At 64.1% G+C, this 21,595-nt stretch carries 23 protein-coding genes; 21 read left to right on the top strand and 2 right to left on the bottom strand.

From position 1 onward, the window contains the following. Positions 1-42 precede the first annotated feature (42 nt). The 17 genes from ABIE28_RS11460 to ABIE28_RS11380 all read left to right on the top strand — a co-directional run bounded on the left by ABIE28_RS11460 (position 43) and on the right by ABIE28_RS11380 (position 14,270). Complete coding sequence (locus tag ABIE28_RS11460; RefSeq protein WP_354063014.1) at positions 43-609, top strand: head-tail connector protein; 567 nt, start codon at positions 43-45, stop codon at positions 607-609. Beyond that, positions 606-947 carry a phage head closure protein gene (locus tag ABIE28_RS11455; RefSeq protein ID WP_354063012.1) on the top strand — a complete coding sequence of 114 codons (342 nt, stop codon included), beginning with the start codon at positions 606-608 and terminating at the stop codon, positions 945-947. The genes ABIE28_RS11460 and ABIE28_RS11455 overlap by 4 nt, the downstream gene beginning before the upstream one ends. A gap of 4 nt (positions 948-951) precedes the next feature. Beyond that, a complete protein-coding gene (locus tag ABIE28_RS11450; RefSeq protein ID WP_354063010.1) occupies positions 952-1,344 on the top strand; it encodes a DUF3168 domain-containing protein in 393 nt (130 codons plus the stop codon). Between the two features lie 196 nt (positions 1,345-1,540). After that, positions 1,541-1,954, top strand: a complete 414-nt coding sequence (locus ABIE28_RS11445; RefSeq protein ID WP_354063008.1) for a phage major tail protein, TP901-1 family — start codon at positions 1,541-1,543, stop codon at positions 1,952-1,954. Between the two features lie 148 nt (positions 1,955-2,102). After that, positions 2,103-2,417 (top strand): gene transfer agent family protein, encoded by a 315-nt coding sequence (locus ABIE28_RS11440; RefSeq protein ID WP_354063006.1) that lies wholly within the window; start codon positions 2,103-2,105, stop codon positions 2,415-2,417. Further along, a complete protein-coding gene (locus ABIE28_RS11435) occupies positions 2,414-2,605 on the top strand; it encodes a rcc01693 family protein (RefSeq protein WP_354063004.1) in 192 nt (63 codons plus the stop codon). Before ABIE28_RS11440 ends, ABIE28_RS11435 begins: the two co-directional genes overlap by 4 nt. Continuing rightward, the gene (locus ABIE28_RS11430; RefSeq protein ID WP_354063002.1) at positions 2,595-3,146 is read left to right on the top strand and encodes a phage tail tape measure protein; all 552 of its coding nucleotides are present in this window, start codon (positions 2,595-2,597) and stop codon (positions 3,144-3,146) included. The genes ABIE28_RS11435 and ABIE28_RS11430 overlap by 11 nt, the downstream gene beginning before the upstream one ends. A 164-nt stretch (positions 3,147-3,310) precedes the next feature. Further along, a complete protein-coding gene (locus tag ABIE28_RS11425; protein ID WP_354063001.1) occupies positions 3,311-3,931 on the top strand; it encodes a phage distal tail protein, Rcc01695 family in 621 nt (206 codons plus the stop codon). Then, a complete protein-coding gene (locus tag ABIE28_RS11420) occupies positions 3,928-4,818 on the top strand; it encodes a phage/gene transfer agent baseplate hub protein (protein WP_354062999.1) in 891 nt (296 codons plus the stop codon). Before ABIE28_RS11425 ends, ABIE28_RS11420 begins: the two co-directional genes overlap by 4 nt. Beyond that, positions 4,815-5,234, top strand: a complete 420-nt coding sequence (locus ABIE28_RS11415; protein WP_354062998.1) for an NlpC/P60 family protein — start codon at positions 4,815-4,817, stop codon at positions 5,232-5,234. The genes ABIE28_RS11420 and ABIE28_RS11415 overlap by 4 nt, the downstream gene beginning before the upstream one ends. A 119-nt stretch (positions 5,235-5,353) precedes the next feature. After that, positions 5,354-9,073: a baseplate multidomain protein megatron gene (locus tag ABIE28_RS11410; protein ID WP_354062996.1), complete on the top strand. Its 3,720-nt coding sequence runs from the start codon at positions 5,354-5,356 to the stop codon at positions 9,071-9,073. After that, positions 9,066-9,833 (top strand): glycoside hydrolase family 108 protein, encoded by a 768-nt coding sequence (locus tag ABIE28_RS11405; RefSeq protein ID WP_354062994.1) that lies wholly within the window; start codon positions 9,066-9,068, stop codon positions 9,831-9,833. Before ABIE28_RS11410 ends, ABIE28_RS11405 begins: the two co-directional genes overlap by 8 nt. A gap of 89 nt (positions 9,834-9,922) precedes the next feature. Beyond that, complete coding sequence (locus ABIE28_RS11400; protein WP_354062992.1) at positions 9,923-10,201, top strand: hypothetical protein; 279 nt, start codon at positions 9,923-9,925, stop codon at positions 10,199-10,201. Between the two features lie 29 nt (positions 10,202-10,230). Continuing rightward, a complete protein-coding gene (locus tag ABIE28_RS11395; protein ID WP_354062991.1) occupies positions 10,231-10,890 on the top strand; it encodes a response regulator transcription factor in 660 nt (219 codons plus the stop codon). 174 nt (positions 10,891-11,064) lie between these two features. Beyond that, entirely contained in the window at positions 11,065-12,441 is a 1,377-nt protein-coding gene (locus tag ABIE28_RS11390) for a sensor histidine kinase (RefSeq protein WP_354062990.1), read from the top strand. A 60-nt stretch (positions 12,442-12,501) separates the two neighbouring features. Then, a complete protein-coding gene (locus ABIE28_RS11385; RefSeq protein ID WP_354062989.1) occupies positions 12,502-12,978 on the top strand; it encodes a hypothetical protein in 477 nt (158 codons plus the stop codon). Between the two features lie 83 nt (positions 12,979-13,061). Next, a complete protein-coding gene (locus ABIE28_RS11380; protein WP_354062987.1) occupies positions 13,062-14,270 on the top strand; it encodes a hypothetical protein in 1,209 nt (402 codons plus the stop codon). Here the strand turns inward: ABIE28_RS11380 and ABIE28_RS11375 are convergent. Together ABIE28_RS11375 and ABIE28_RS11370 are read right to left on the bottom strand one after the other, a co-directional pair. Then, complete coding sequence (locus tag ABIE28_RS11375; RefSeq protein WP_354062986.1) at positions 14,232-16,253, bottom strand: FAD-dependent oxidoreductase; 2,022 nt, start codon at positions 16,251-16,253, stop codon at positions 14,232-14,234. The two genes, ABIE28_RS11380 and ABIE28_RS11375, sit on opposite strands and share 39 nt — an antisense overlap. Further along, positions 16,250-17,308, bottom strand: a complete 1,059-nt coding sequence (locus tag ABIE28_RS11370) for a hypothetical protein (protein ID WP_354062985.1) — start codon at positions 17,306-17,308, stop codon at positions 16,250-16,252. The genes ABIE28_RS11375 and ABIE28_RS11370 overlap by 4 nt, the downstream gene beginning before the upstream one ends. Before the next feature lie 123 nt (positions 17,309-17,431). Between ABIE28_RS11370 and ccmI the strand changes: the two genes are divergently transcribed. From ccmI to ABIE28_RS11350, 4 genes are read left to right on the top strand one after another with little or no spacing between them, the layout of a single operon-like run. Next, positions 17,432-18,517 carry a c-type cytochrome biogenesis protein CcmI gene (gene ccmI / locus ABIE28_RS11365; RefSeq protein ID WP_354062984.1) on the top strand — a complete coding sequence of 362 codons (1,086 nt, stop codon included), beginning with the start codon at positions 17,432-17,434 and terminating at the stop codon, positions 18,515-18,517. Beyond that, positions 18,514-18,990, top strand: a complete 477-nt coding sequence (gene ccmE, locus ABIE28_RS11360; protein ID WP_354062982.1) for a cytochrome c maturation protein CcmE — start codon at positions 18,514-18,516, stop codon at positions 18,988-18,990. Before ccmI ends, ccmE begins: the two co-directional genes overlap by 4 nt. Then, complete coding sequence (locus ABIE28_RS11355; protein ID WP_354062980.1) at positions 18,987-20,960, top strand: heme lyase CcmF/NrfE family subunit; 1,974 nt, start codon at positions 18,987-18,989, stop codon at positions 20,958-20,960. Before ccmE ends, ABIE28_RS11355 begins: the two co-directional genes overlap by 4 nt. After that, complete coding sequence (locus ABIE28_RS11350; protein WP_354062978.1) at positions 20,957-21,397, top strand: cytochrome c-type biogenesis protein; 441 nt, start codon at positions 20,957-20,959, stop codon at positions 21,395-21,397. Before ABIE28_RS11355 ends, ABIE28_RS11350 begins: the two co-directional genes overlap by 4 nt. Positions 21,398-21,595 lie beyond the last annotated feature (198 nt).

Here is a 21,595-nt window from a genome sequence, read left to right as displayed (position 1 = left end):
GAGGTTAGGTGGGGGTATCCCCAAAAACCAAAAGGCAAAACAATGACTTCATACCTTCTGGCGGGGCCCGCAGAGGAGCCGGTTTCGCTTGCCGAGGCCAAGGCGTTTCTCAAAGTGGACGATGAAGCCGAGGACGGGCTGATCATGACGCTGATCGGAGCAGCGCGGCTGCATATCGAGGGCGTCACGGGCAGGGCGCTGCTGGCGCAGAGCTGGCGCGTGGTGCTCGATTGCTGGCCGGAAAGCCGGGTGGTCAAGCTGCCGGTGATGCCATTTATCAGCGTGACGGCCATTGCGGCCTATGACGAGGCCGGGGCCAGCCATGACGTGCCGCTGGCGCAGTTTTTGAGCGAGCCGGATCGGCTGCTCTTGCCCCGAACGGTGGTAGGCACGCCCCTGCTAAGGGCGCAGCAGGGCATCGAGATTGATTATGAGGCCGGGTTTGGCACCGGGCCGGAGGATGTACCGGCCGACATCCGCCAGGCGCTGCTGGCGCTGGTGGCCTATTGGTTCGAGCATCGCGACGCGGTGATCGTGGCCGGGTCCGGGGCGGTCGTGCCTTCGGGGTTCGACCGCATGGTCGCCGGCTATAAACGGGTGCGGCTGTGAGCGAGCGGATCCCGCCCATCGGCACGCTGACCGACCGGGTGCAGTTCAAGCGGCGCGAGACGACGGGCGAGGCCGAGGGCGGACATGTGGCGCTGTTTGTGTCGGTGACGAGCCTTTGGGCGCGGGTCCGCTCGCTGACCGGGCGACAGGGCACCAGCGCCGATGGGCGGTCGGTGGAGATCTCCCACGCGGTGGTTGTGCGTTTTCGTAACGACGTGAAGCCGGGTGACCGGATCATCTATCGTGGGCGGAGCCTCGATGTGGTGAGCGCTGCCGACCTCAATGGAAGGCGGGCGTATCTGAGCTGCGCCTGTAGCGAAACTAGTTTTACGGGGTAGGGCGATGCATCCGATCAGCCTGTTGCAAGGCGCGCTGGTGGCGGCGCTCAAGGGCGATGTGTCGCTGGCTGCCATCGTCGGCGATGGCGTCTTCGACGCCCCGCCGCGCGGAGCGGTGGCGCCTTATGTGGTGATCGCCCGGCACGACGTGTTGCAGCGCGATGGCGATGAAGCGCCGGGGCAGGAGCACCGGGTGCTGATCCATTGCCGGGGCGATCAGCCCAGTCGCAAGCGGGCGCTGGATATGGCGGTACGGGTGGTGGCGGTGGCGCTGGGGCTTTCGGCTGGCGGGATTGTCGTCACCCATTGCGAGCATGTGCGGACGGATACGGTGATCGACCGGGACACGGGACATGCCAAGGCGGCGGTGACGCTGCGGTTTTTGAGTGAGAGTTGAGCTCTTTCCTTCTCCCCTCGTGGGAGAAGGTGCCGCGCAGCGGCGGATGAGGGGGCCTCGTCCGGTCGTCTGGCATGGGTGTGCGCAGTACCCCCACCCTTGATCCCTCCCCGCAAGGGGGAGGGTGTCGACTGAAACATTCGACGTGAGAGTCCGCGCTCCGGGCGTGGCGACAATTTCTTGAAAGGCGAAAAACATGGCCGCACAGATCGGGAAGAACATGCTGCTCAAGCTCGATCAGACGGGGGCAGGCAGTTTTTTGACGGTGGCGGGGCTGCGGACGCGGGCGCTGGCGTTCAATGCCTCGAGCGTGGACACGACAGACCAGGAAAGCGCCGGGCGTTGGCGGGAATTGCTGGCGGGTGGTGGGGTGAAGCGGGCTTCGGTTTCGGGCGCAGGGGTGTTCAAGGACACGGAATCCGATGCGCAGGTGCGGGCGTTGTTTTTTGGCGGCACGATCCGGAACTGGCAGCTGATCATCCCCGATTTCGGGACAGTGCAGGGGCTGTTTCAGATCGTGGCGCTGGAGTTTTCGGCCGATCACGCCGGGGAGGTGACGTTTGATCTGGCGCTGGAAAGCGCCGGGGAAGTGATTTTTACGGCGATTTGATTTCTGCAACTGCGCCTTAGTCGCCGTCATTGCCCGGCTTGTCCGGGCAATCCATGCCTCCTCACGTGTGGCGCGATGGATCACCCGGACTAGCCGGGTGATGACCATGGGGCGAGGGTGCGTCGAACAACCAATAAGGGAAACACACATGGCCATTCCACAGCGCGGGGAGATTGATGCTGTCATTGGCGGCGAGACGAAGGTGTTGTGCCTGACGCTTGGGGCGTTGGCGGAGCTGGAGGCGCGGTTGCAGGCGGGGGATCTCGTCGGACTGGCCGAGCGGTTTTCCAGTGGCCGGGTTTCGGCGCGAGATTTGACGGCGATCCTGGGGGCGGGGCTGCGCGGCGGTGGCAATGCGGTCAGCGATGACGACCTGGCGCGCATGGCAATCGAGGGCGGGCTCAAGGGCGCGGCCGATATTGCGGCGCGGCTGTTGAGGGCGACGTTTGGAGAGGCGGCATGACGCCGTTTCCGTGGGATGCGGCGATGCGGTTCGGGCTGGGCGTGCTGCGCCTGCCGCCGCGCGAATTCTGGCGCATGACGCCACGCGAACTGGCCTCGGCCTGGGGCGCGGTGGTGGGTGACCGGGGGGGGGCACTAGGCCGCGATGACCTTGCTGGATTGATGGAGCGTTTTCCCGATGGCCGATGATTTTTTTCCCGACAGTTTTCGCGACGAACTGGGCGATGTGTCTCTCGAACTGGGGCGCATTGGCGACCTGGCAGATGGCGTGGCGCGGTCGATCAATACGGCGTTTCGCGGGGCGCTGGTCGATGGCAAATCGTTCAAGTCGCTGCTGGGCGATATTTCACGCAGCTTTGCCGACATCGCGCTCAAGGCGGCGATCAAGCCGCTGGGCACGCTGGTCGGCGGGCTGGTGGAAAACCTGTTCGCCGCGACCAATCCGGCGCTGGGCAATGTGACCCCGTTCGCCAAGGGCGGGGTGATCGCGACGCCGAGCTATTTCCCGATGCATGGCGGACTGGGGCTGATGGGTGAGGCGGGAGCTGAGGCCATCATGCCGCTGTCGCGTGGGCCGGATGGTCGGTTGGGTGTGGCGGGTGGCGGTGGCGGGGCGGTGAATGTGACGTTCAACGTGACGGCGAGTGATGCGCGCAGCTTTGCAGCGAGCGAGGCGGAGATCAGTGCGATGCTGTTGCGGGCGGTGAAGAGGGGTTCGCGGGGGAGTTAGGCTCTTTCCCACCTCGCCCCTGAGGGGAGAGGTCGCCGCGCAGCGGCGGGTGAGGGGTTCAGTGGTGGTGGCGGTGCTGTTTGGCCCCACAACCTCTGAACCCCTCACCCCGACCCTCTCCCCTCAGGGGAGAGGGGATGACTGATGATTTCGGAGTCGATCAAATGGCATTTCATGCAGTGCGGTTTCCGCTTGATGTGGCGCTGGGGGCTCGGGGTGGGCCGGAGCGGCGGACGGATGTGGTGACGCTGGCGGGTGGGGGCGAGCAGCGGAATGGGCGGTGGCTGCATTCGCGGCGGCGCTACAATGCTGGCTATGGCGTCAAATCGCGGGCGGATATGGCGGCGGTGCTGGCGTTTTTCGAGGAAAGACGCGGGCGGCTGCATGGGTTTTTGTGGCGCGATGGGCTGGATTTTTCGAGCAATGGCGCTGTGCCGACGGCACTGGACCAGGCGATTGGCACCGGAAACGGCAGCCGGACCAGCTTTGCCCTCAGCAAGAAATATGGCGCGGCGTTTGATCCGTATTTGCGGTCGATCACTAAACCGGTCGCCGGCTCTGTGCGGGTGGCGGTGGCGGGCGTGGAGGTGATGAGCGGCTGGACTGTGGATGTGGCGACGGGCGTCGTCGGTTTTTCCGTGGCGCCAGCGAATGGCGCCGTGGTGACGGCGGGGTTTCTGTTCGATGTGCCGGTGCGGTTCGATACCGACCGGCTCGATGTGGAACTGACCAGCTTTGATGGCGCTGAGGCCCCGAGCATTCCGCTGGTGGAGATTTTGCCATGAGGACGCTCAATGTGGGGCTCGCCGCGCATGTGGCGAAGGGCGAGACGACGCTGGCGCAGTGCTGGAAATTGACGCGCACGGATGGCGTGGTGCTGGGTTTTACCGATCATGACCGGACATTGCGGTTTGGCGGCGTGGATTTTGTGCCGGCACATGGACTGGACGGCAGCGAGGTGCCGGCAAAGCTGGGTGCGCAGGTGGAAACCAGCGAAGTGCTGGGCGTTCTGCATGCCGAGGCAATCATCGAGGACGATATTCTGCTCGGGCGCTACGACGGCGCGGTGGTGGAAACCTGGCGGGTGAATTGGGCCGATATCAGCCAGCGCGTGCTGCTGCGGCGCGATGCGATTGGCGAAATCGTGCGCGAGGATGGCGTATTTCGGGCAGAGCTGCGGTCGGCGCAGCAGGACCTGAACGTAACGCATGGGCGGATTTATCAGGGGCTATGCGACGCCGCGGTGGGCGATGCGCGCTGCCGGGTGGACCTCAGCAATCCGGCGTTTACCGGACAGGCGACGGTGACGGCGATCGATGATCCCTATCGGCTTGTGCTGACTGGGTTGGCCGGATTTGCCGCTGGCTGGTTCGGCTTTGGCGCGGCCAGCTGGACGGATGGCAAGCGCATCGGGCTGCGCGATGGGGTGGTGAGCCACCAGCGTAGCGGCAATCGCGATGTGCTGGGTTTTGGGGTGCGGGTGGGCGACTGGATCGCGGTGGGCGATACGCTGAGCGTGACGGCTGGGTGCGATCGGCGCTTTGCCACCTGCAAGGCCAAGTTCGCCAATGCGGTCAATTTTCGCGGTTTTCCGCATATTCCGGGCAATGACTATGTGCTGCGCCATCCGCGCAATGGCGATGCGCTGGATGGTCGGGCGGTGGTGCCGTGACGTCGGATGCGGTGATTGCGGCGGCGCGGGAGTTTTTGGGCACGCCCTATCGGCATCAGGCGTCATTGGTGGGGGCAGGGTGCGATTGCCTTGGACTGCTGCGGGGCGTGTGGCGGGCGCTTTATGGTGCGGAGCCTGTGGCGATGCCGCCCTATCGGGCCGATATGCGCGATCCGCTCAATGCTGGGGCGCTGCGACAGGCGGCGGAGACGCTGCTGGTGGCGGAGACTGGTGGGCTAGCTGGTGGGCAGGTGGTGTTGTTTCGGCTGGGCGGCATGGCCGAACCCAAGCATTGCGGGATTTTGGTGAGTGCCGAGCGGTTCATCCATGCGCAGGAACGGCTGGGCGTGGTCGAGTCAAATTTGACCGAAGCCTGGGCACGGCGGGTGAGTGGGCGGTTTCGGTTTCCGGACTGAGGCGAGGCCCCCTCATCCGCCCTTCGGGCACCTTCTCCCGCGAGGGGAGAAGGGTGATGACTGCCAGCCCTCGGTTTTCCCCTTCTCCCCCGAAGGGAGAGGTGAGAAAGGAAGTAAACATGGCCACTTTGGCACTTTCGCTGGCTGGGCAGTTCGTGGGTGGACTGGTCGGCGGGCCTATTGGCGCGACGGTTGGGCGGGCGCTGGGGGCGCTGGCGGGAAGCGCGGTCGATGGCATGCTGTTTGGTGAAAAGCGCGAGGCCGGTGGCAGCGATATTCGGCTTCAGGGGTCAAGCGAGGGCATCGCTGTGCCCCGGCTCTATGGTTGGAGCCGGCTGTCGGGCAACATCATCTGGGCGCGCGAGCTGGAGCTGCTGGCGGCCGAAAATACCGGGGCCAAGGGCGCGGGCGACCGCGAGGATGTGGTGGGCGCGAGCTTTGCCGTAGCCTTCTGCGAGGGCGAGGTGCATCGGCTGGGGCGCATCTGGGCCGATGGGCAATTGCTCGACACCGAAGGGCTGACGCTGCGGTTTTATCGCGGCACGCAAAGCCAGCTGCCGGATGGGTTGATTGAGGCGACGCAAGGGACGGCGCCGGCCTATCGCGGGATTTGTTACCTCGTGGTCGAGCAACTGCCGCTGGAAAAATTCGGCAATCGCATTCCGCAACTGTCCGTTGAGTTGTGCCGCGTGGTCGGCGACCTGGAGCGCGATATTCGGGCGGTGACGGTGATCCCGGGGGCGACCGAGTTTGGCTATGATCCGGCACCGCGTATGCGGATGGTCGGGCCGGGGCAGACTGCGGGCGAGAATACCCATGTCAGCGCCAATGTGAGCGACTGGACGCTGTCGATCGACGAGCTGACGGCGCTTTGCCCCAATCTCAAGCATGTGGCGCTGGTGATTGCCTGGTTTGGCAATGATCTGCGCTGTGGGTCTTGTATGGTGGGGCCGCGTGTCGAGGCGGCGGATCGCTCGGTGTCGGGTGCCGAGTGGAGTGTGATGGGGCTCGGGCGCGGCAGTGTGCCCGTCGTGTCCATGCATGGCGGCGGTGCGGCCTATGGCGGCACGCCGTCGGACGCTTCGGTGCTGGCGGCAATTGCCGATCTCAAGGCGCGCGGGCTTAAGGTTACGATTTATCCCATAATCATGATGGATGTGCCGTCCGGCAACGGACTGGCCGATCCTTATGGCGCCTCGGAACAGGGAGCCTATCCCTGGCGCGGACGAATTACCTGCCATCCGGCGCCGGGACGGCCGGGGGCGCCGGACAAAAGCGCGGCGGCTGCGACGCAGGTGGCGGCTTTTGCGGCCGGGCATCGGCAGATGATGCTGCATTATGCCGGACTGGCAGCGGCGGCGGGTGGCGTTGATACGCTGATCATCGGCTCGGAAATGCGCGGACTGACGACAGTGCGCGGCGCGGGCAACAGTTTTCCGTTCGTGTCGGCACTGGTGTCGCTGGCGGCGGATGTGCGGGCGGTGGTCGGGTCTGCGACCAAGCTGACCTATGCGGCGGACTGGAGTGAGTATTCGGGCTATCAGCCGGACGGCGAGAAGTTTTTCCATCTCGATCCGCTCTGGGCCTCGCCTCATATCGACGCGGTCGGCATCGACAATTACATGCCGCTGGCCGACTGGCGCGATGGGCAGGGGCATAGCGATGCGGCGCTGTCGGCGACGGGCTATGACCTCGATTACCTGGCGGGCAATGTCGCAGGCGGGGAGGGCTATGACTGGTACTATGCCAGTGATGCGCATCGCCGCGGGCAGGTGCGGACGCCGATCAGCGATGGCACGCATAACGAGCCGTGGGTATGGCGTTACAAGGACATCCGCAACTGGTGGAGCCAGCCGCATCACAACCGGCCGGGCGGGGTGCGGAGTGCCAGCCCGACTGCCTGGGTGCCGGGCAGCAAGCCGATCTATTTCACCGAGCTGGGCTGTGGTGCGGTCGACAAGGGTGCCAACCAGCCCAACATTTTTGGCGACCCCAAAAGCGCCGAGGGCGGCCTGCCGTATTTTTCGACGGGAACGCCCGATGCGCTGATCCAGCGTCAGGTGTTGCGGGCGCATCAGGCGTGGTGGCGCAAGGCGGCGAACAATCCGGTCGGCATGGTCGATGTGGAGCGGATCTATCACTGGACCTGGGACGCGCGGCCCTACCCGGCCTTTCCGGCGCTAACCGAGGTGTGGGCCGATGGCCCCAACCATCGCAACGGACACTGGCTGACCGGGCGACTGGGCGGCGCGACGAGCGAAGAGATCATCAGTGCGATCGCAGCTGACCATGGCGTTGCGATCAAGGCCGAGGCGGCGGCGCCGCAGATTGGCGGCTATGTGCTGGCCAATGCGACGACGGCACGCGAAGCCATTGAGCCGATCATGGCGGCCACCGGGCTTGGCCTGCGCAATCGAGTCGATGGATTGCAACTAGCAATTGCACGGCGCGAGGCGGCGGTTACGCTGGATCAAAACAGGCTGGCGGTGGGTGAGGGGGCGATCCTGTCCCGTCGCCGCGTTGATCCGGCGGAAGCGCCGGGGCGGTTGGCGCTGAGTTTTCTGGATCGGGAGCGGGATTATCTGGCCGCGACCGTAACGGCTTTGCGCGGCGATGGTGCTTTGACGGGGCAGACGACGGCGCTGGTGCTGGATGGAGCGGGGGCACGTCTGGCGGCGGAGCGGATGCTGGATGCGGCGGCGCCAGAGCGCGAGACGCTCGACTTTACGCTGCCACCGTCCGATCTCGCACTTGAGCCGGGCGATGTGGTGGATATTGGCGGGTTGACCGAGGGCCCATTCGAAATCACGGAAATCCGCGATGGTTTAGCACGGAAGATAACGGCGCGGACGCTGCCGGCCAATATGGCGGTGGCGACCGATATTGATCGGCCGCTGACCAAGGCCAATGGGGCGACGGTGCGCTCGGTGCCGGTCATGGCCGTGGCGCATCTGCCGCCATTGCCAGCTGAGCCGACACGGTCTCGGCTGGTGGTGAGCGGATATGCGCAGCCGTGGCCGGGTGCGCTGCAGGTGGTCGATGACGCTACCGGCGCGCGCGTGGCCGATGTCTCGCGGCGTGGGCTGTTGGGGACGGTTGCGGCGGTGTTTCGCGCTGGACCGGTTGCAGTCTGGGACAATGGTAATGTGCTGGATGTGAAGCTTTTGGCCGGGCATCTGGCCTCGGTGGAGCCACTGGCAGCATTGGCGGGGAGCAATCGACTGGCCGTCGAGACGGACAGTGGGGGCTGGGAGGTCGTTGGCTTTGCGCGGGCCGATCTGGTGTCGAGCGGGCGCTATCGGTTGAGTGGCTTGCTGCGCGGCCTGAGCGGAACTCGGGCGGCCATCGGAACGGCGTCGGTTGGCAGGCGGGTGATGGTGCTCGACCAGAGAAGCGCTGCCTTGCCCGTCGAGACCCATCACCTCGGGGAAGAACGCGGGTTTCGGATCTACGCCGGGGCGTCGGACCTGGTGGGAACGACGCTGACGGTTTCCACGACCACCGATCCGGCCTTGCCGCTGGCACCGGTGCATTTGCGGGCAACTCGAACCGGCAGCGATATCGCGTTGAGCTGGGTCCGGTGCAGCCGCGCCGACGGCGATGGCTGGGGCGCGACAGAGAGCCCGCTAGAGCATGTGCCCGAGCGCTATCGGGTGCGGGTGTTCAACGGTGCCACGGCGGTGCGCAGCTTTGAGGTCGGGGCGGCGACTGCCGTCTATTCGGCGGCGCAGCAGGTGGCCGACTTCGGCGTCTCACCGGGCGCTTTCACTTTCACCGTCGCGCAGATCAGCACCGTCCTCGGGGCGGGGCATGCTGGACAGGGAGACTTCCATGGCTAAGACGCGATTTGAGCTCTGCCTCGACGCAGTGCTGCGGCACGAGGGCGGCTATGTCGATCATCCAAGCGATCCCGGCGGCGCCACCAACATGGGCATCACCCACAAGACGCTGGCCCGGTGGCGCAATGTGTCGCCGTGGTGGAAACTGTCCAAGGACGCGGTGCGCGCCCTGCAACGGGCGGAAGCCGCCAGGATCTATCGGGCGAGCTATTGGGAGCGCAGCAAGGCGGGACAAATGCCCGCAGGGCTCGATCTGGCGCTGTTCGATTTCGCCGTAAATTCCGGGCCGGACCGCGCTATCCGCGCGCTGCAGGCCGAGCTTGGCGTCGTGGCCGACGGCCAGGTGGGCCCGCTGACGCTGGATGCCATAAAAACCTATGCAGGTAGGAAGGGGCTCGGCGCATTGATCGTCGCACTGTGTGACCGCCGGATGAGTTTTCTCAAGCGTCTATCGACCTTTACCACCTTCGGTAAAGGCTGGACGTCGCGCGTGTCCGCCATTCGCCGGGTCGCGCTTTCTGTGGCCGGTACGACTGCCTCGCCTTCAACCTCATTCACCACAAGGAGCATGATCATGGCCCTATTGAGCGGATACAAAACCTATATCGTCGCCGCCCTGATGCTACTGGCGGGCGTAGCGCAGCTGCTGGGGATCGACCTTCCGGCACTCGATGGCAGCTCGGCCGGGCACCTGATTATGGAGGCACTTGCCGTGCTGTTCTTGCGTAAGGGGCTCAAGGGGGATATCGGTCGTGCATGAGCTTTGGGCAAAGGGATTTTGACATCTTTGCCTTATTCATGTCCCATTCAGCAACGCTGCCCTAAGTTGCTCTCATGAAAACCTTGACCATGAAATTTCTTCTCCCGATCGCTGTCGCTTTTGCGATTGGCACGGCCGCCACCGGTTCTGCCAGTGCGCAGGCGTGCATCGACAGCTCTGCGGAAATTCAGGCGCTGATCAATCAGGGCCAGATCATGAGCCAGTATGACGCCGTGGCGGCCGCAGGCTATAGTGTCGATCAGGTTTTGAACTATCGCCTGTGCGAGCAAAATGGTCGCTACGTCTGGATCGTCGGTGTATTGAGTTCGGATGGCACTGCGCAAAACCTGACGGTCAGCGCACAATAGCGTGAAGGCGAATCGGCGGGGGTCCGGATATGCGCATTCTTGTTGTCGAAGACGATACCAATCTTAACCGGCAGCTCAAGGAAGCGCTGACGGAAGCCGGATATGCGGTGGACGTGGCCTTTGACGGCGAGGAGGGACACTTCCTCGGCGATACCGAACCCTATGATGCCGTCGTGCTCGATATCGGCCTGCCACGCATGGACGGCCTGTCGGTGCTCGAAGAATGGCGCCGCGCCGGCAAGACCACGCCGGTGCTGCTACTGACAGCCCGTGACCGCTGGAGCGACAAGGTGCAGGGCATCGACGCCGGCGCCGACGACTATGTCGCCAAGCCATTTCACATGGAAGAGGTGCTGGCCCGCATCCGTGCGCTGGTGCGCCGCGCCGCTGGCCTGGCGTCCAACGAAATCGTCTCGGGTTCGGTGCGGCTGGATTCGCGCTCCGGCAAAGTGACTGTCGATGGCCAGTCGGTGAAGCTGACCAGCCACGAATTGCGACTGCTGAGCTATCTGATGCACCACAAGGGCAAGGTCATTTCCCGCACGGAACTGACCGAGCATCTCTACGATCAGGATTTCGACCGCGACAGCAACACGATCGAAGTGTTTGTTGGCCGCCTGCGCAAGAAGCTGCCGGATGACTGCATCCAGACCGTGCGTGGACTGGGCTACCAGATCGCCGAGGATTAAGCGCCCGATGACGGGCATGCATTCCGACTGTTGGAGCCTGAGCACCTCCCCCTTCGGGGGAGAGGTCGACCGTCTTTGCTTGGGTGAGGGGACCTTCCCCACGCGCAGCATCAAGAAAAGTCCCCCTCACCGGGCGCTATGCGCCGACCTCTCCCCCCAAGGGAGAGGTGAAGAATGAGAAAAGGCTCAATCGCCGCATCGCTGTTTTGGTTATCGGCCGGCTGGCTGATCGTTGCGCTGGTCGCGACGGGCTTTTTGCTGACCGATCTCTATTCGCGGGCGCTCGACACGTCGCTGACCGAAACCCTCAATTTCCACGTCGAAAGCCTGACCGGCGCATTGCTGGAGGCGGGTGAGCCGCAGAGCGACGAGATTTCGCTGACCGATCCGCGCTTTGACCGGCCCCGCTCGGGTTGGTATTGGGCGATCCGCGATGCCAATGGCACGCTCTACAACCTCTCGACCTCGGTGGTGGGCATCGATCTGCCATCGCTGACCGGCACAGCTGACGCGCAGGGTCGCCGGACCGCCGTGATGCACGACACCTTCGGCACTGAAATGAGGGTCGTCGAACGCACCGTGACCGTGGCGCCGACCACCTATCAGATCATCGTCACCGGCAATCTCAGCGAAATCCTCGAACTGGTGCAGGATTTCCGTGGGCAAACCTTCATCGTGCTTGGCGCGGTGGGCGTCATGTTGGCCATCATGAGCGCCATCGTCGCGCGCTTTGCCATGCGGCCGATTGATCGGCTGAGTGCCGCCATCGAAAGTGTGCGCGAGGGCGAAAGCGTTTCGATTACAGGCACTTATCCCAGAGAAATTGCGCCCTTGGCCGAGGAGGTCAACGAGCTGCTGCGCTCCAATGCCCAGATCATCGAGCGAGCGCGCAACCAGGTGGGCAATCTGGCGCATGGGCTCAAGACGCCCATCGCCGTGCTGCGCAACGAGGCCGCCTCCAAGAAGGGCGCGCTGGCCGATGTTGTTCTCGCCGAAAGCGAGAAGATGAGCACGATGGTTTCCACCTATCTCGAGCGTGCGCGGCTTGCGGCCCGAACCTCGGTGGTCGGCAAAAAGGCCGATCCGACCATGATCATGCTGCGGCTGACGCGGGTCATGCGCAAGATCCACCCGGACGTCACCATCGCCTTCCAACGCCCCGACGCATCGCTGCCTTGGTTCCGGGGGGATGAGGCGGATTTCGAGGAAATGGCGGGCAATCTGCTCGACAATGCCTGCAAGTGGTCCAAGGGGCAGGTGGGGGTGCGGCTGTCCAGCGAGCGCATCGAGAGCGGCAACATGCTGCTGATCCGGATTGACGACAATGGACCTGGCCTGAGCGAGGATGACGCCCAGAAAGTGTTGCGTCGCGGTGTCAGACTCGATGAGAAAACGCCCGGAACCGGGTTGGGGCTCGATATCGTCAAGGAACTGGTAGATGTGTACGGGGGTAGTCTGGCGCTGAAACGATCTGCTTTGGGCGGACTTTCGGTGGAATTGCGGCTTCCGACCGCCCGATTGGGCAGTATGGCGCGACCAAATGCAACCTGACGCACTTTCGCCGCATTACGACAACAAGAGCCTTTTGTAACGACCACGAGAACGCACCACATGAATCGCATCGCCCTTCTTGCTACCCCGCTTATTGCCCTGACACTGGCTGCATGTTCCAGCACCGGTACGACCCAGGTTGTGCAGGCCCCGGTAGTGACGGCGACGCCTGTGTTTGCCCAGCCAATGGTGCCGACGCCCGCCCAGACCACCCAGACGGCCATGCTGACCACCAATGTGTCGAATGGCTTTGTCGATGCGGCGGCGCTCAACGCCATGTCCGCCAAGGATTCGGCTGAAGCCAATAGCGCCCAGTACTACGCTCTGCAGTTTGGCCGCCCGGGCGCACCGCGCCAGTGGACTGGCGATGCCGGCACGACTGGTTCGGTTGCCGTTGGCCCTTATGTGCGCGTCAACAATCTCGATTGCCGCGACTTCACGCATACGGTGAAGGCCAAGGGCCAGGACTTCGTCAAGAAGGGCACTGCCTGCCGCGAGCAGAACGGCAACTGGGCCGTGGTGCAGGGCGCCGCTTAATCGAATCCGTCTAAACCCGGATAAGGATTGTTTACCAACGACCTATAGGTTTGGAATCACCGCATTCCAAACCTTCAGCGTTGATGTCCCAAGTCGCCAATAAATCTGACCTGCCGGTCTCTACCGCAGCCCGACGGACGGGACGTGTCAACCTCAAGCCATTCGCCGGTTTGATTGATGCCGTTACCGTTCGCGATGCTACGCCGTTTCAACTGGCGGGCTCGATCTCGCATGATAATGCCGAGCACGGCTGGATCTGGGTCTATCGCGACCTGTGCCCCGATCTCATCGATCCGGAAACCGCCGCCGGCGGCAAAGTGACCGCCGCCGAGCTCGAGCAGATCATGCCGCAGATTTTGTCGCGCATGAATGCCAGCCTCGACTCTGCTGCCAAGGATCAGGAAAACAATCGCCGCCTGCGCGCTGCCCTCGGCAGCAGCGAAGCGCGCGACGCCATCCCCGTCATCATCATGGCGCTGCGAAGTCGGGCCCTGTTGGGCAAGGCGCAGGCCTTTGGCAAAGCGCTGAACACCACTGCCGATGATGCCGCGCTGGCCACGGCCCTGCAGTCCATGCCGCTCAAGGATCAGGCGCTGGCCTCGCTGCTGTTTCAGGCGGCGATAGGCTATGTGGCCAATCCGACGCGGATCGTTGCAGCCATCGTCAAACTGTCCGGCAATTCGAGCGAAGCCGCCGTGCAGCGCATGGGATTTTCTCCGGTCGTTGAAGCCATGCTGGCGCACGCCCAGAACCAGTTGCACGTGCTGCAGCCCACCGGACCCTTCGCCGATATCGACCTGATCTGCCGTTGCCTCGACCGGTTCCACCGACTGGTGCGTGCGCTTTCCGGCTATATCGAATTTGCCCGTGGCAGCCGCTGGGCCACCATTCTGGCTGGCGCGACCAAGCAGGTGTCAGACCGGATCGAACCACGCTTGCGCGATGTAGTGCCCGATATCAATCAGGCCATGCGCCGGGGTCGCGAGGGCAGTGATCGGCTCGACAATGATCGCATTTTGGCAGCGGTCAACGGCGTCTACCTGATGGCCACGATCCGCGAATGCCGCGACTCGCTGGCGCTGAACGCCATGTTCGATCAGGCCTGGAGCCAGTCGGGTCAGGCGCTTGAACTGCATTTGCAGCGCAATCTCGATCTGGTGCGGCAGCATCCCGGTGACGCCATCATTGGCGCCCGTCTCGACGCGGGCATCAAGATGGCCGAAATCCGCTTCAATCCCGAATATGCCGATACACTAAGGCGGGCCCGCGCCGCTGCCGAGCGGCGCGCCTAGCGCCGTCTCATCCGCATAGGGTTCAACGATCTTGATCGTCACGGCCTTGCCGGGTTCGCGTACGGTGAAGCGCTGGTTAGCCGAGCCGTCGACCAAGGCGACGGTGACATCGCCAAAGGCACGCAGCACCACGCCGACCGCCTTCAGCGGATCGGTCTGGTCAACGCTGCGATAGATCAGCGTGCCTATTTGCAGCGCACGTTTCTCCTCCGGCGCCACCACCCAAAGCTTGGCCAGCGGATAGCGACCGGCCAGGTACGGCGGCAGCAGCGGCGTTTCGTCGGAAGTGTTTGGCGCGACTGGAGCTTCGCCCTCAATCGTCACCATGGCCACGCGCTCTTGCGCCACAATGCCTGCGCTGGCTTGAGAGATGGCTCCGAGTTGGACGCCAGCGGCGACATCGGCAATGTCGAGCGGTTGCGGCATGTCGGCCAGCGACCAGCCGGCGGGTTTTGGGGCAAATGGTATCCAGCCCGGCCAGCGGCTCGCCACACTCCGCGGGCGCTCAATGTAGCGATAGCCATCACCGAAATAGGTGGGCGCGCTTTCGCCGTCGGGCGCATTGCCAATCGGGGCAGGGCCGTCCGGGGTTTCGTAAATCGGGTCGAGCAGCCATTCCGCGATGGGAGAGCGGTTGTGCCCGATCAGTTCGGCAACGATGTCCTGTCCGCTGGCCAGACAGGCGCGACGGCTGATCCAGCCAGCCGCGCTGCCAGCAAGAACGATGCCGCTTGGACCAGCAGTCGGCTCGATGCGTGCGTGTGCGGCGCTCCAGCGACTGCTGCCGCCTGCCATATGCCAAAGCGACAGGTCTGGCTGCCAGCCGCCGCTGACGACCAATCTGTCGGCGGCCAGAGGCGTGGCCGCGTGTTCAACGCCCTCGACGCCCAAATGCGGGGTGACGCTGAGGCCCCCACCTTTCGCGGCGATTGACGCTGAACCCACCACGGTGCCGGGCGCGAAGGTGATGCCATAGGCCTTGGAAAAGTCGATGAACCGCGATTGGGGCTCGGCGCGAGAATCCATCACGCGCAACACGTCGATCCCGGCGTCCTTCGCCATGGTCGCCAGCCGATAGGGCGCGTTTCCACTGGTCGCGAACAGCGCATTGCCGCCGCCCCACACGCCATAAAGCTGCGCGAGTTGGAACGCCTCCATCGCGCCGACGGTGCCGGGCAGCCGGTTGCCGGGATAGATCGGCAGGCGTTCGATGGCCCCGGTCGCCAGCACAATGTGGCGCGCCTTGACGTTGAGGACTTCGCCAACCAGCACGCCATTGTCGACACGAACGCGGTGCATCCGGACATAGCCGGGGCGCAGGGCAAAAACCTCGGTAGCGGCGAGCACCGTGATGGTGCTGCTCGTGCCAATCGCCGCACGCAATCGGTCGATCGCCTGCTCGGGCAACTCTTCGCCATCACGCGTGCCAAACAGCCTCGCCGTGCCGCCCAGTTGCGGCGTCGCCTCGGCGAGGACAACGCGCAAGCCGCGCTCCGCTGCGGCGATGGCCGCCGACATGCCAGCAACCCCGCCGCCAACCACAACGAGATCGGCTTCCGGTCCGGGAATGCCCTGCTGGCCTAGCCAGGGACGGGGGAGGGCGTCTGGCTTGTCCAGGTCCATTCCGAGCGAGCGCTTGGGCACGCGGAACAGCGTCTTAGGGCCATGAGCGTGTTTGGGCCCGATGGTCACATAGTCCGCGCCGTCGGTTGCCGGTGTGCGATCCATCGGCAGCGCGCCGAGGGTATCTGTCACGGGAGCGATAGAGGGTGCGTGTCTGGAAGTCAGCGCCAGTGGAAAACCGCCGCGCTTGCCCGCCGTATCAACTCCCGAAGCCAGTATCGCGCTCAGCACGGTGTCGCCTTCAAAGCCCTCGAACGCGCGACCATCCAACGTAAAGTGCAAAGCTTTGTCGCGCTGGATAGCGCTGCCTTGCAGTAAATGGCCGGTCTCTGTGCCCAGGCGGTGCGGTTGACCCTTCATGAGCGGGCGCCCCATTCGGCAACCGCAGATTGGGCGCGGTCGACCAACCGATCACCAAACCACTGCGTTTCGCCGCGCGTCGGCCGTCCGCTCAGCCAGCGCGCGATGGCTGGTGCAAGAAATGCGCCCGTCGGCCCGAAGCCTGCCAATACATCCGCGCCAATCCCTTGCACGCGCCCGACGGCGGGCGCGCCATCACTGGTCGTGACGATGTCGTAGCTCGATTGCCCGGCTTGCCGAAAGGCGCGGCCATGCCCCAGCAAAACCTCAAGTGCCGCCGAGAACGGGTCGAGCGCGCCGTGTCCGATGGCGGTGATGCCGCGCTGGCGCTGCTGCGTCAGGGTCAGCCCATCATCGAGATGATGCATCACTGCAGCGGCAATGGGTTTGGTCGGCTCGGTCGTGATCGTGCTGCCGGTCTTGCGCAACAGATTCGCCGGCCATTGGTCGTGCGGCAGATGCTCGATGATCGCCGCGTCATCGGCGAGAATCGTCTGCCCGATCTCCAGCGTGCTGTCATTGGTTTTGAGCCGCGCGCTACCATCATGCAGCACGATGAGGCTTTCGCTCTCGGCCATGCGGCGCACATTGTTCTGCGTCAGCCAGGTATCGAGCCGAGGCTCCAGAACCGCCCGATGCAAAACCAGGGCGTCCCGAAACAGCAATCCGTCCCGGCCGTCACCAATCGTGTTCGGCGGCACCGGCTCTGCGGCCAGCCGGTAGGGCAGCGCCATGTGCCGGATGTGCGACAGCGCCTCTTTTCCGGCGGCACTTTCGGCAAACAGCACCGGATCAACCCGCGACAACGCCCGCCGCCCGCCGATCTTGGCGATGAGCTTGCTCGTCTCTGGCGCCGTTGTTTGCAGCAGCGCCCAGGTTTCGGGCCGCGTAATCGGGGCAATCGACAGGTCCGCGCAGCGCGGTAACCGGTAGCCAGACTGGCTTTCCCCGGCAAAAATCACCGACCGGCCATGCACATTGGCCAGCAATCCCGCAACCAGCCGCGCCAGGGTGGTCGAGCCGACAACGGCGAAGTCAATGCGGGTATCTGTCATGCGGCCAAGCGCGCCTGTGGCAATGCGTCCGCCTCACCAATGTGTGTTTTGGTGGTTTTCCGCCGCATTGGGCTTATAGATGACCTCCTCTTGCCGCGCGTCGGCGTCAAGCATTCAGGGCCCATGCTTTTCTGGTTTATCGCCATAGCCGTTACCGCCATTGCCTGCGCTGCGCTTTTTTACGCGGCGGGCACCCGTGCGGTCAACGTAACTGTCCCCGAAATGGAGGACGCAAACAGCCATTTTCGCCTTGTGCTGGCTGGCATTGATGCCGATTTGGCCGCCGGCAAGCTCGGCGAGGCCGAAGCGACCGCTGCCAAGGGCGAGCTGGCCCGCGAAATCCTGCGCGACAAGGCCGTGTCCGGGCGCGGAAAGATCACCACATCGAGTTTTGGCCAAGTGCCGCTGCTGGCTGGTCTGGCGCTGATCGCCGCTACATCGCTCGGCCTTTATGGCGTGCTCGGCAGCCCCAATATGCCCAGCCAGCCGCTGGCTGATCGCCCTGAAACCCAAGCCCAGTCCATCGACCTTGAGTCGGCCATCGCGCGCATCGAAACCCAGCTGGTCGCCACGCCCGATGATGTGCGCGGCTGGATTGTTATCGCACCGGCCTATCTTGAGCTGCGCCGCTACCAGGACGCAGCCAATGCCTATCGCCGCATCATCGAGCTGAGCGGTCCGACGCCAAACCTGCAGACCAGCCTTGCCGAAGCGCTGATGTTTGCCGCTGGCGATCAGGGTTCGCCCGAAGCCATGCAATTGCTGCGCTCCGCCGCGGCGGCCGACCCCAAACACGTCATGTCCCGGCTTTACCTCGCGGCCGACCTGACCCGCACCGGCGACTATCCCGCCGCGATCACCGCATGGCAGGAAGCCATTGCCCTGTCGACAGGCGACGAGCCCTGGCTGCAGGCCGCGCGCGAAGGTCTTGCCGTCGCTCAGAACGACGGCGTTTCGCCTACCAATGCGCAGGAAGCCGAAATGATCGGCCAGATGGTGTCCGGCCTTGCCGAACGCCTGAACGGGCAGGGCGGTACCATTGAAGAGTGGACACAACTCGTCCGCGCCTATCTGGTGCTGGGGGATGCCGATAGCGCCCAGGCGGCTTATGATGATGCGGTCGCCGCCTATCCGCTGGCCTTTGATCGCGGTGATCTCGACGGCGTCGCGCTCGGCGCTGGACTAACACTGAACGGAGCCACGCCATGACCATGCCCGCCGCCGTCCGCAAGAAGGGCTGGTCCCGCAAGCAGAAGCGGCTGGCGATTCTCGCTGGTTTTGCGGTGGTTCTGGCCATCGCAACCACGCTGGTGCTGGTGGCGTTACGCGATCAGATCGTGTTTTTCTATTCCCCGTCCGATGTCATCAGCCGCGAAGTCGAAGCCGGCCATCCGATCCGCCTCGGCGGTCTGGTCAAGGAAGGCTCCTGGGTTCGCACTGGGCAAGAGAACGACTTCGTTGTCACCGATGGCGCGCAGGACATTGCCGCCCATTATTCCGGCATCCTGCCAGACCTGTTCCGCGAAGGGCAGGGCGTTGTGGCCGAAGGCAGCATGGGCTCCGACGGCAAGTTCACCGCCACCAACGTGCTGGCCAAGCACGATGAGAACTACATTCCCAAAGAGGTTGTCGACGCCCTGAAGGCCAGTGGCGAATGGCGGCCGGAGATGGGTGCACAGTGAGCATAGAACTCGGTCACTTCGCCCTCATTCTCGCCTTCGTCATCGCCACCGCCTCGACGGTTGGCGGCTACATGTACTGGCGCTCCGGCACGCGCATCGCGCTGGTGCTGAGCCAGGGCGCGGTGCTGCAATTTGTTCTGGTCGCGGTGGCTTTTGCCGCGCTCATCCAGGCATTCGTCACGTCCGATTTCAGCCTGTTGCTCGCGGTCAACAACTCACATTCGCTGAAACCCCTGATCTATAAAATCTCGGGCGTCTGGGGCAATCACGAGGGCTCGATGGTCCTGTGGATCCTGATCCTTGTGGCATTCGGCGCCATGGTTGCGGCCTTTGGCCGACGCCTGCCGAGCGATCTGCTGGCGCTGGTTTTGGCAACGCAAAGCCTGCTGACGGCTGCGTTTGCGGGTTTCACGCTGTTCACGTCCAATCCGTTTGAGCGCATTTTCCCGCCACCGCTGCAGGGCAATGATCTCAATCCGATCCTGCAGGACATCGGTCTCGCCATTCACCCGCCGCTGCTTTACGCGGGCTATGTCGGCTTCTCGATCTGTTTCTCCTTTGCCATCGCCGCGCTGATTTCGGGCCGCATCGATCAGGCCTGGGCGCGCTGGGTCCGGCCGTGGACCATGCTGAGCTGGGTGTTCCTGACGCTTGGCATCGCCATGGGTTCCTACTGGGCCTATTACGAGCTCGGCTGGGGCGGTTGGTGGTTCTGGGACCCGGTAGAAAACGCCAGCTTCATGCCATGGCTTGCCGGCACCGCGCTGCTGCACTCGGCGCTGGTGATGGAAAAGCGCAATGCGCTGAAAATCTGGACGATCTTTTTGTCCATCATTACTTTCAGCCTGTCGCTGCTGGGCACGTTCCTTGTGCGCTCGGGCATCCTGACGTCGGTCCACACATTCGCCAGCGACCCCACCCGTGGTCTGGTGATTCTGACGCTGCTGGCGCTGGTCATCGGCGGGGCGTTCTTCCTCTTTGCCATGCGTGCGGCCACGCTGCGGCAGGGCGGCCTATTTGCGCCGGTCAGCCGCGAAGGCGCGCTGATCCTCAACAACCTGTTCCTCGCCACTGCCGTCGGCGCGGTGCTGGTCGGCACGCTCTATCCACTGGCGCTCGATGCGCTCACCGGCACGACGATTTCGGTCGGCGCGCCGTTCTTTGACCTGACCTTCGGTGCGCTGATGGCTCCGCTGTTGCTGGTGCTGCCATTTGGCCCGCTACTGGCATGGAAGCGCGCTGACGTGCTTGGTGCCGCCCAGCGGCTCATGGGCGCGGCGGCTCTGGCCATCTTTGCCACCATTCTGATTTCGGCGCTTGGCGGCGTATCCATATCGCTCGCCCCGCTCGGCCTGTTGCTCGGCTTCTGGGTCGCCTTTGGCGCCATTGCCGAACTGGTTGACCGCAGCAAGCTCGGCAAGATTCCGCTACGGGAAAGCGGCCGCCGTCTGGTTGGTCTGCCACGGTCCGCCTGGTCCACCGCCATCGCCCACTTCGGCGTCGGCGTCACGGTGCTCGGCATTGTCGCCACCACTGCCTGGGAAACCGAGCTAGTGACGACGCTGAACCCTGGCGAAAAGGCCGAATTGGCTGGCTATACAATCGCCTTCGACAGTTTTGAGCAGGTGCCCGGTCCAAACTATCTGTCGGACGAAGGCCACTTCACCATCACCGACGCCAGTGGCGGCACGCGCGCCATGATGGCCGACCGCCGCACCTATGTGGCGAGCGGCACGCCCACCACCGAAGCGGCTATCGAGACCTACGGCTTCTCCCAGCTCTATCTGCAGCTCGGCGAACCGCTCACCGATACCCACGTCGTGCGCATCTGGCACAAGCCATACATTACGCTGATCTGGTTCGGAGCCATTCTGATGGCGCTGGCTGGCATCTGGTCGCTGACCGACCGCAAGATGCGCGTTGGCGCCCCGCGCCGCGCACCCAAGGCCATGCCGGAGCCTGCAGAATGATCTGGCTTCGCGCATTGCTGCTGGCGTTGTGCCTCGCCACACCCGTCATGGCCCTCAGCCCTGACGAAGTGCTTCCTGACCCGGTTCTCGAACACCGCGCCCGCGATATCTCGGCGGGCCTGCGGTGCCTCGTCTGCCAGAATCAGTCCATCGACGACAGCGACGCCGACCTCGCGCGCGACCTGCGCATTCTCGTCCGCGAACGCCTCGTTGTCGGCGATACCGACGACGCCGTGCGGCAATATCTGGTGGATCGTTACGGCGAATACGTGCTGCTCAATCCGCGCTTCAACAACCATACCGTCCTGCTCTGGGTTGCCGCGCCAGTCCTTTTGGTTGCCGGGCTCGGTACGCTATTTGTCCTGGGCCGCCGCAAGCGCGTGCTTGAGCCGGGCCTCACCGCCGACGAACAAGCCGCGCTGGACGAGCTGAAATAGCCAGCCGTCCTTGCAGGATTGCTAGCCATACCCTCCGGCGCCAGGATCAAATCCCCCACATCCTCGTCGCGACCTTGCCACAATCGTCGCCGCAATCCCGCCGCCAACATTGCCAAGGTTTAATGTTGGCGCAACCTCGTAGAAAGATACGGCGTTCCATATGTAGACCCCACAAGCTGTGAGGGTTTGCGAAGGAGA

The organism is Devosia sp. 2618 (assembly GCF_040546815.1).
In the GTDB taxonomy this organism is placed as follows: Bacteria; Pseudomonadota; Alphaproteobacteria; order Rhizobiales; family Devosiaceae; genus Devosia.
This window is presented reverse-complemented; position numbering and strand designations above follow the sequence as displayed.

Bases quoted from the DNA above. Each gene is read 5' to 3' on its own strand.
- ABIE28_RS11460 (WP_354063014.1), top strand. From the start codon at position 43: ATGACTTCATACCTTCTGGCGGGGCCCGCAGAGGAGCCGGTTTCGCTT.
- ABIE28_RS11450 (WP_354063010.1), top strand. From the start codon at position 952: ATGCATCCGATCAGCCTGTTGCAAGGCGCGCTGGTGGCGGCGCTCAAG.
- ABIE28_RS11445 (WP_354063008.1), top strand. From the start codon at position 1,541: ATGGCCGCACAGATCGGGAAGAACATGCTGCTCAAGCTCGATCAGACG.
- ABIE28_RS11440 (WP_354063006.1), top strand. From the start codon at position 2,103: ATGGCCATTCCACAGCGCGGGGAGATTGATGCTGTCATTGGCGGCGAG.
- ABIE28_RS11435 (WP_354063004.1), top strand. From the start codon at position 2,414: ATGACGCCGTTTCCGTGGGATGCGGCGATGCGGTTCGGGCTGGGCGTG.
- ABIE28_RS11430 (WP_354063002.1), top strand. From the start codon at position 2,595: ATGGCCGATGATTTTTTTCCCGACAGTTTTCGCGACGAACTGGGCGAT.
- ABIE28_RS11425 (WP_354063001.1), top strand. From the start codon at position 3,311: ATGGCATTTCATGCAGTGCGGTTTCCGCTTGATGTGGCGCTGGGGGCT.
- ABIE28_RS11420 (WP_354062999.1), top strand. From the start codon at position 3,928: ATGAGGACGCTCAATGTGGGGCTCGCCGCGCATGTGGCGAAGGGCGAG.
- ABIE28_RS11410 (WP_354062996.1), top strand. From the start codon at position 5,354: ATGGCCACTTTGGCACTTTCGCTGGCTGGGCAGTTCGTGGGTGGACTG.
- ABIE28_RS11405 (WP_354062994.1), top strand. From the start codon at position 9,066: ATGGCTAAGACGCGATTTGAGCTCTGCCTCGACGCAGTGCTGCGGCAC.
- ABIE28_RS11400 (WP_354062992.1), top strand. From the start codon at position 9,923: ATGAAATTTCTTCTCCCGATCGCTGTCGCTTTTGCGATTGGCACGGCC.
- ABIE28_RS11395 (WP_354062991.1), top strand. From the start codon at position 10,231: ATGCGCATTCTTGTTGTCGAAGACGATACCAATCTTAACCGGCAGCTC.
- ABIE28_RS11390 (WP_354062990.1), top strand. From the start codon at position 11,065: ATGAGAAAAGGCTCAATCGCCGCATCGCTGTTTTGGTTATCGGCCGGC.
- ABIE28_RS11385 (WP_354062989.1), top strand. From the start codon at position 12,502: ATGAATCGCATCGCCCTTCTTGCTACCCCGCTTATTGCCCTGACACTG.
- ABIE28_RS11380 (WP_354062987.1), top strand. From the start codon at position 13,062: ATGTCCCAAGTCGCCAATAAATCTGACCTGCCGGTCTCTACCGCAGCC.
- ABIE28_RS11375 (WP_354062986.1), bottom strand. From the start codon at position 16,253: ATGAAGGGTCAACCGCACCGCCTGGGCACAGAGACCGGCCATTTACTG.
- ABIE28_RS11370 (WP_354062985.1), bottom strand. From the start codon at position 17,308: ATGACAGATACCCGCATTGACTTCGCCGTTGTCGGCTCGACCACCCTG.
- ccmI (WP_354062984.1), top strand. From the start codon at position 17,432: ATGCTTTTCTGGTTTATCGCCATAGCCGTTACCGCCATTGCCTGCGCT.
- ccmE (WP_354062982.1), top strand. From the start codon at position 18,514: ATGACCATGCCCGCCGCCGTCCGCAAGAAGGGCTGGTCCCGCAAGCAG.
- ABIE28_RS11350 (WP_354062978.1), top strand. From the start codon at position 20,957: ATGATCTGGCTTCGCGCATTGCTGCTGGCGTTGTGCCTCGCCACACCC.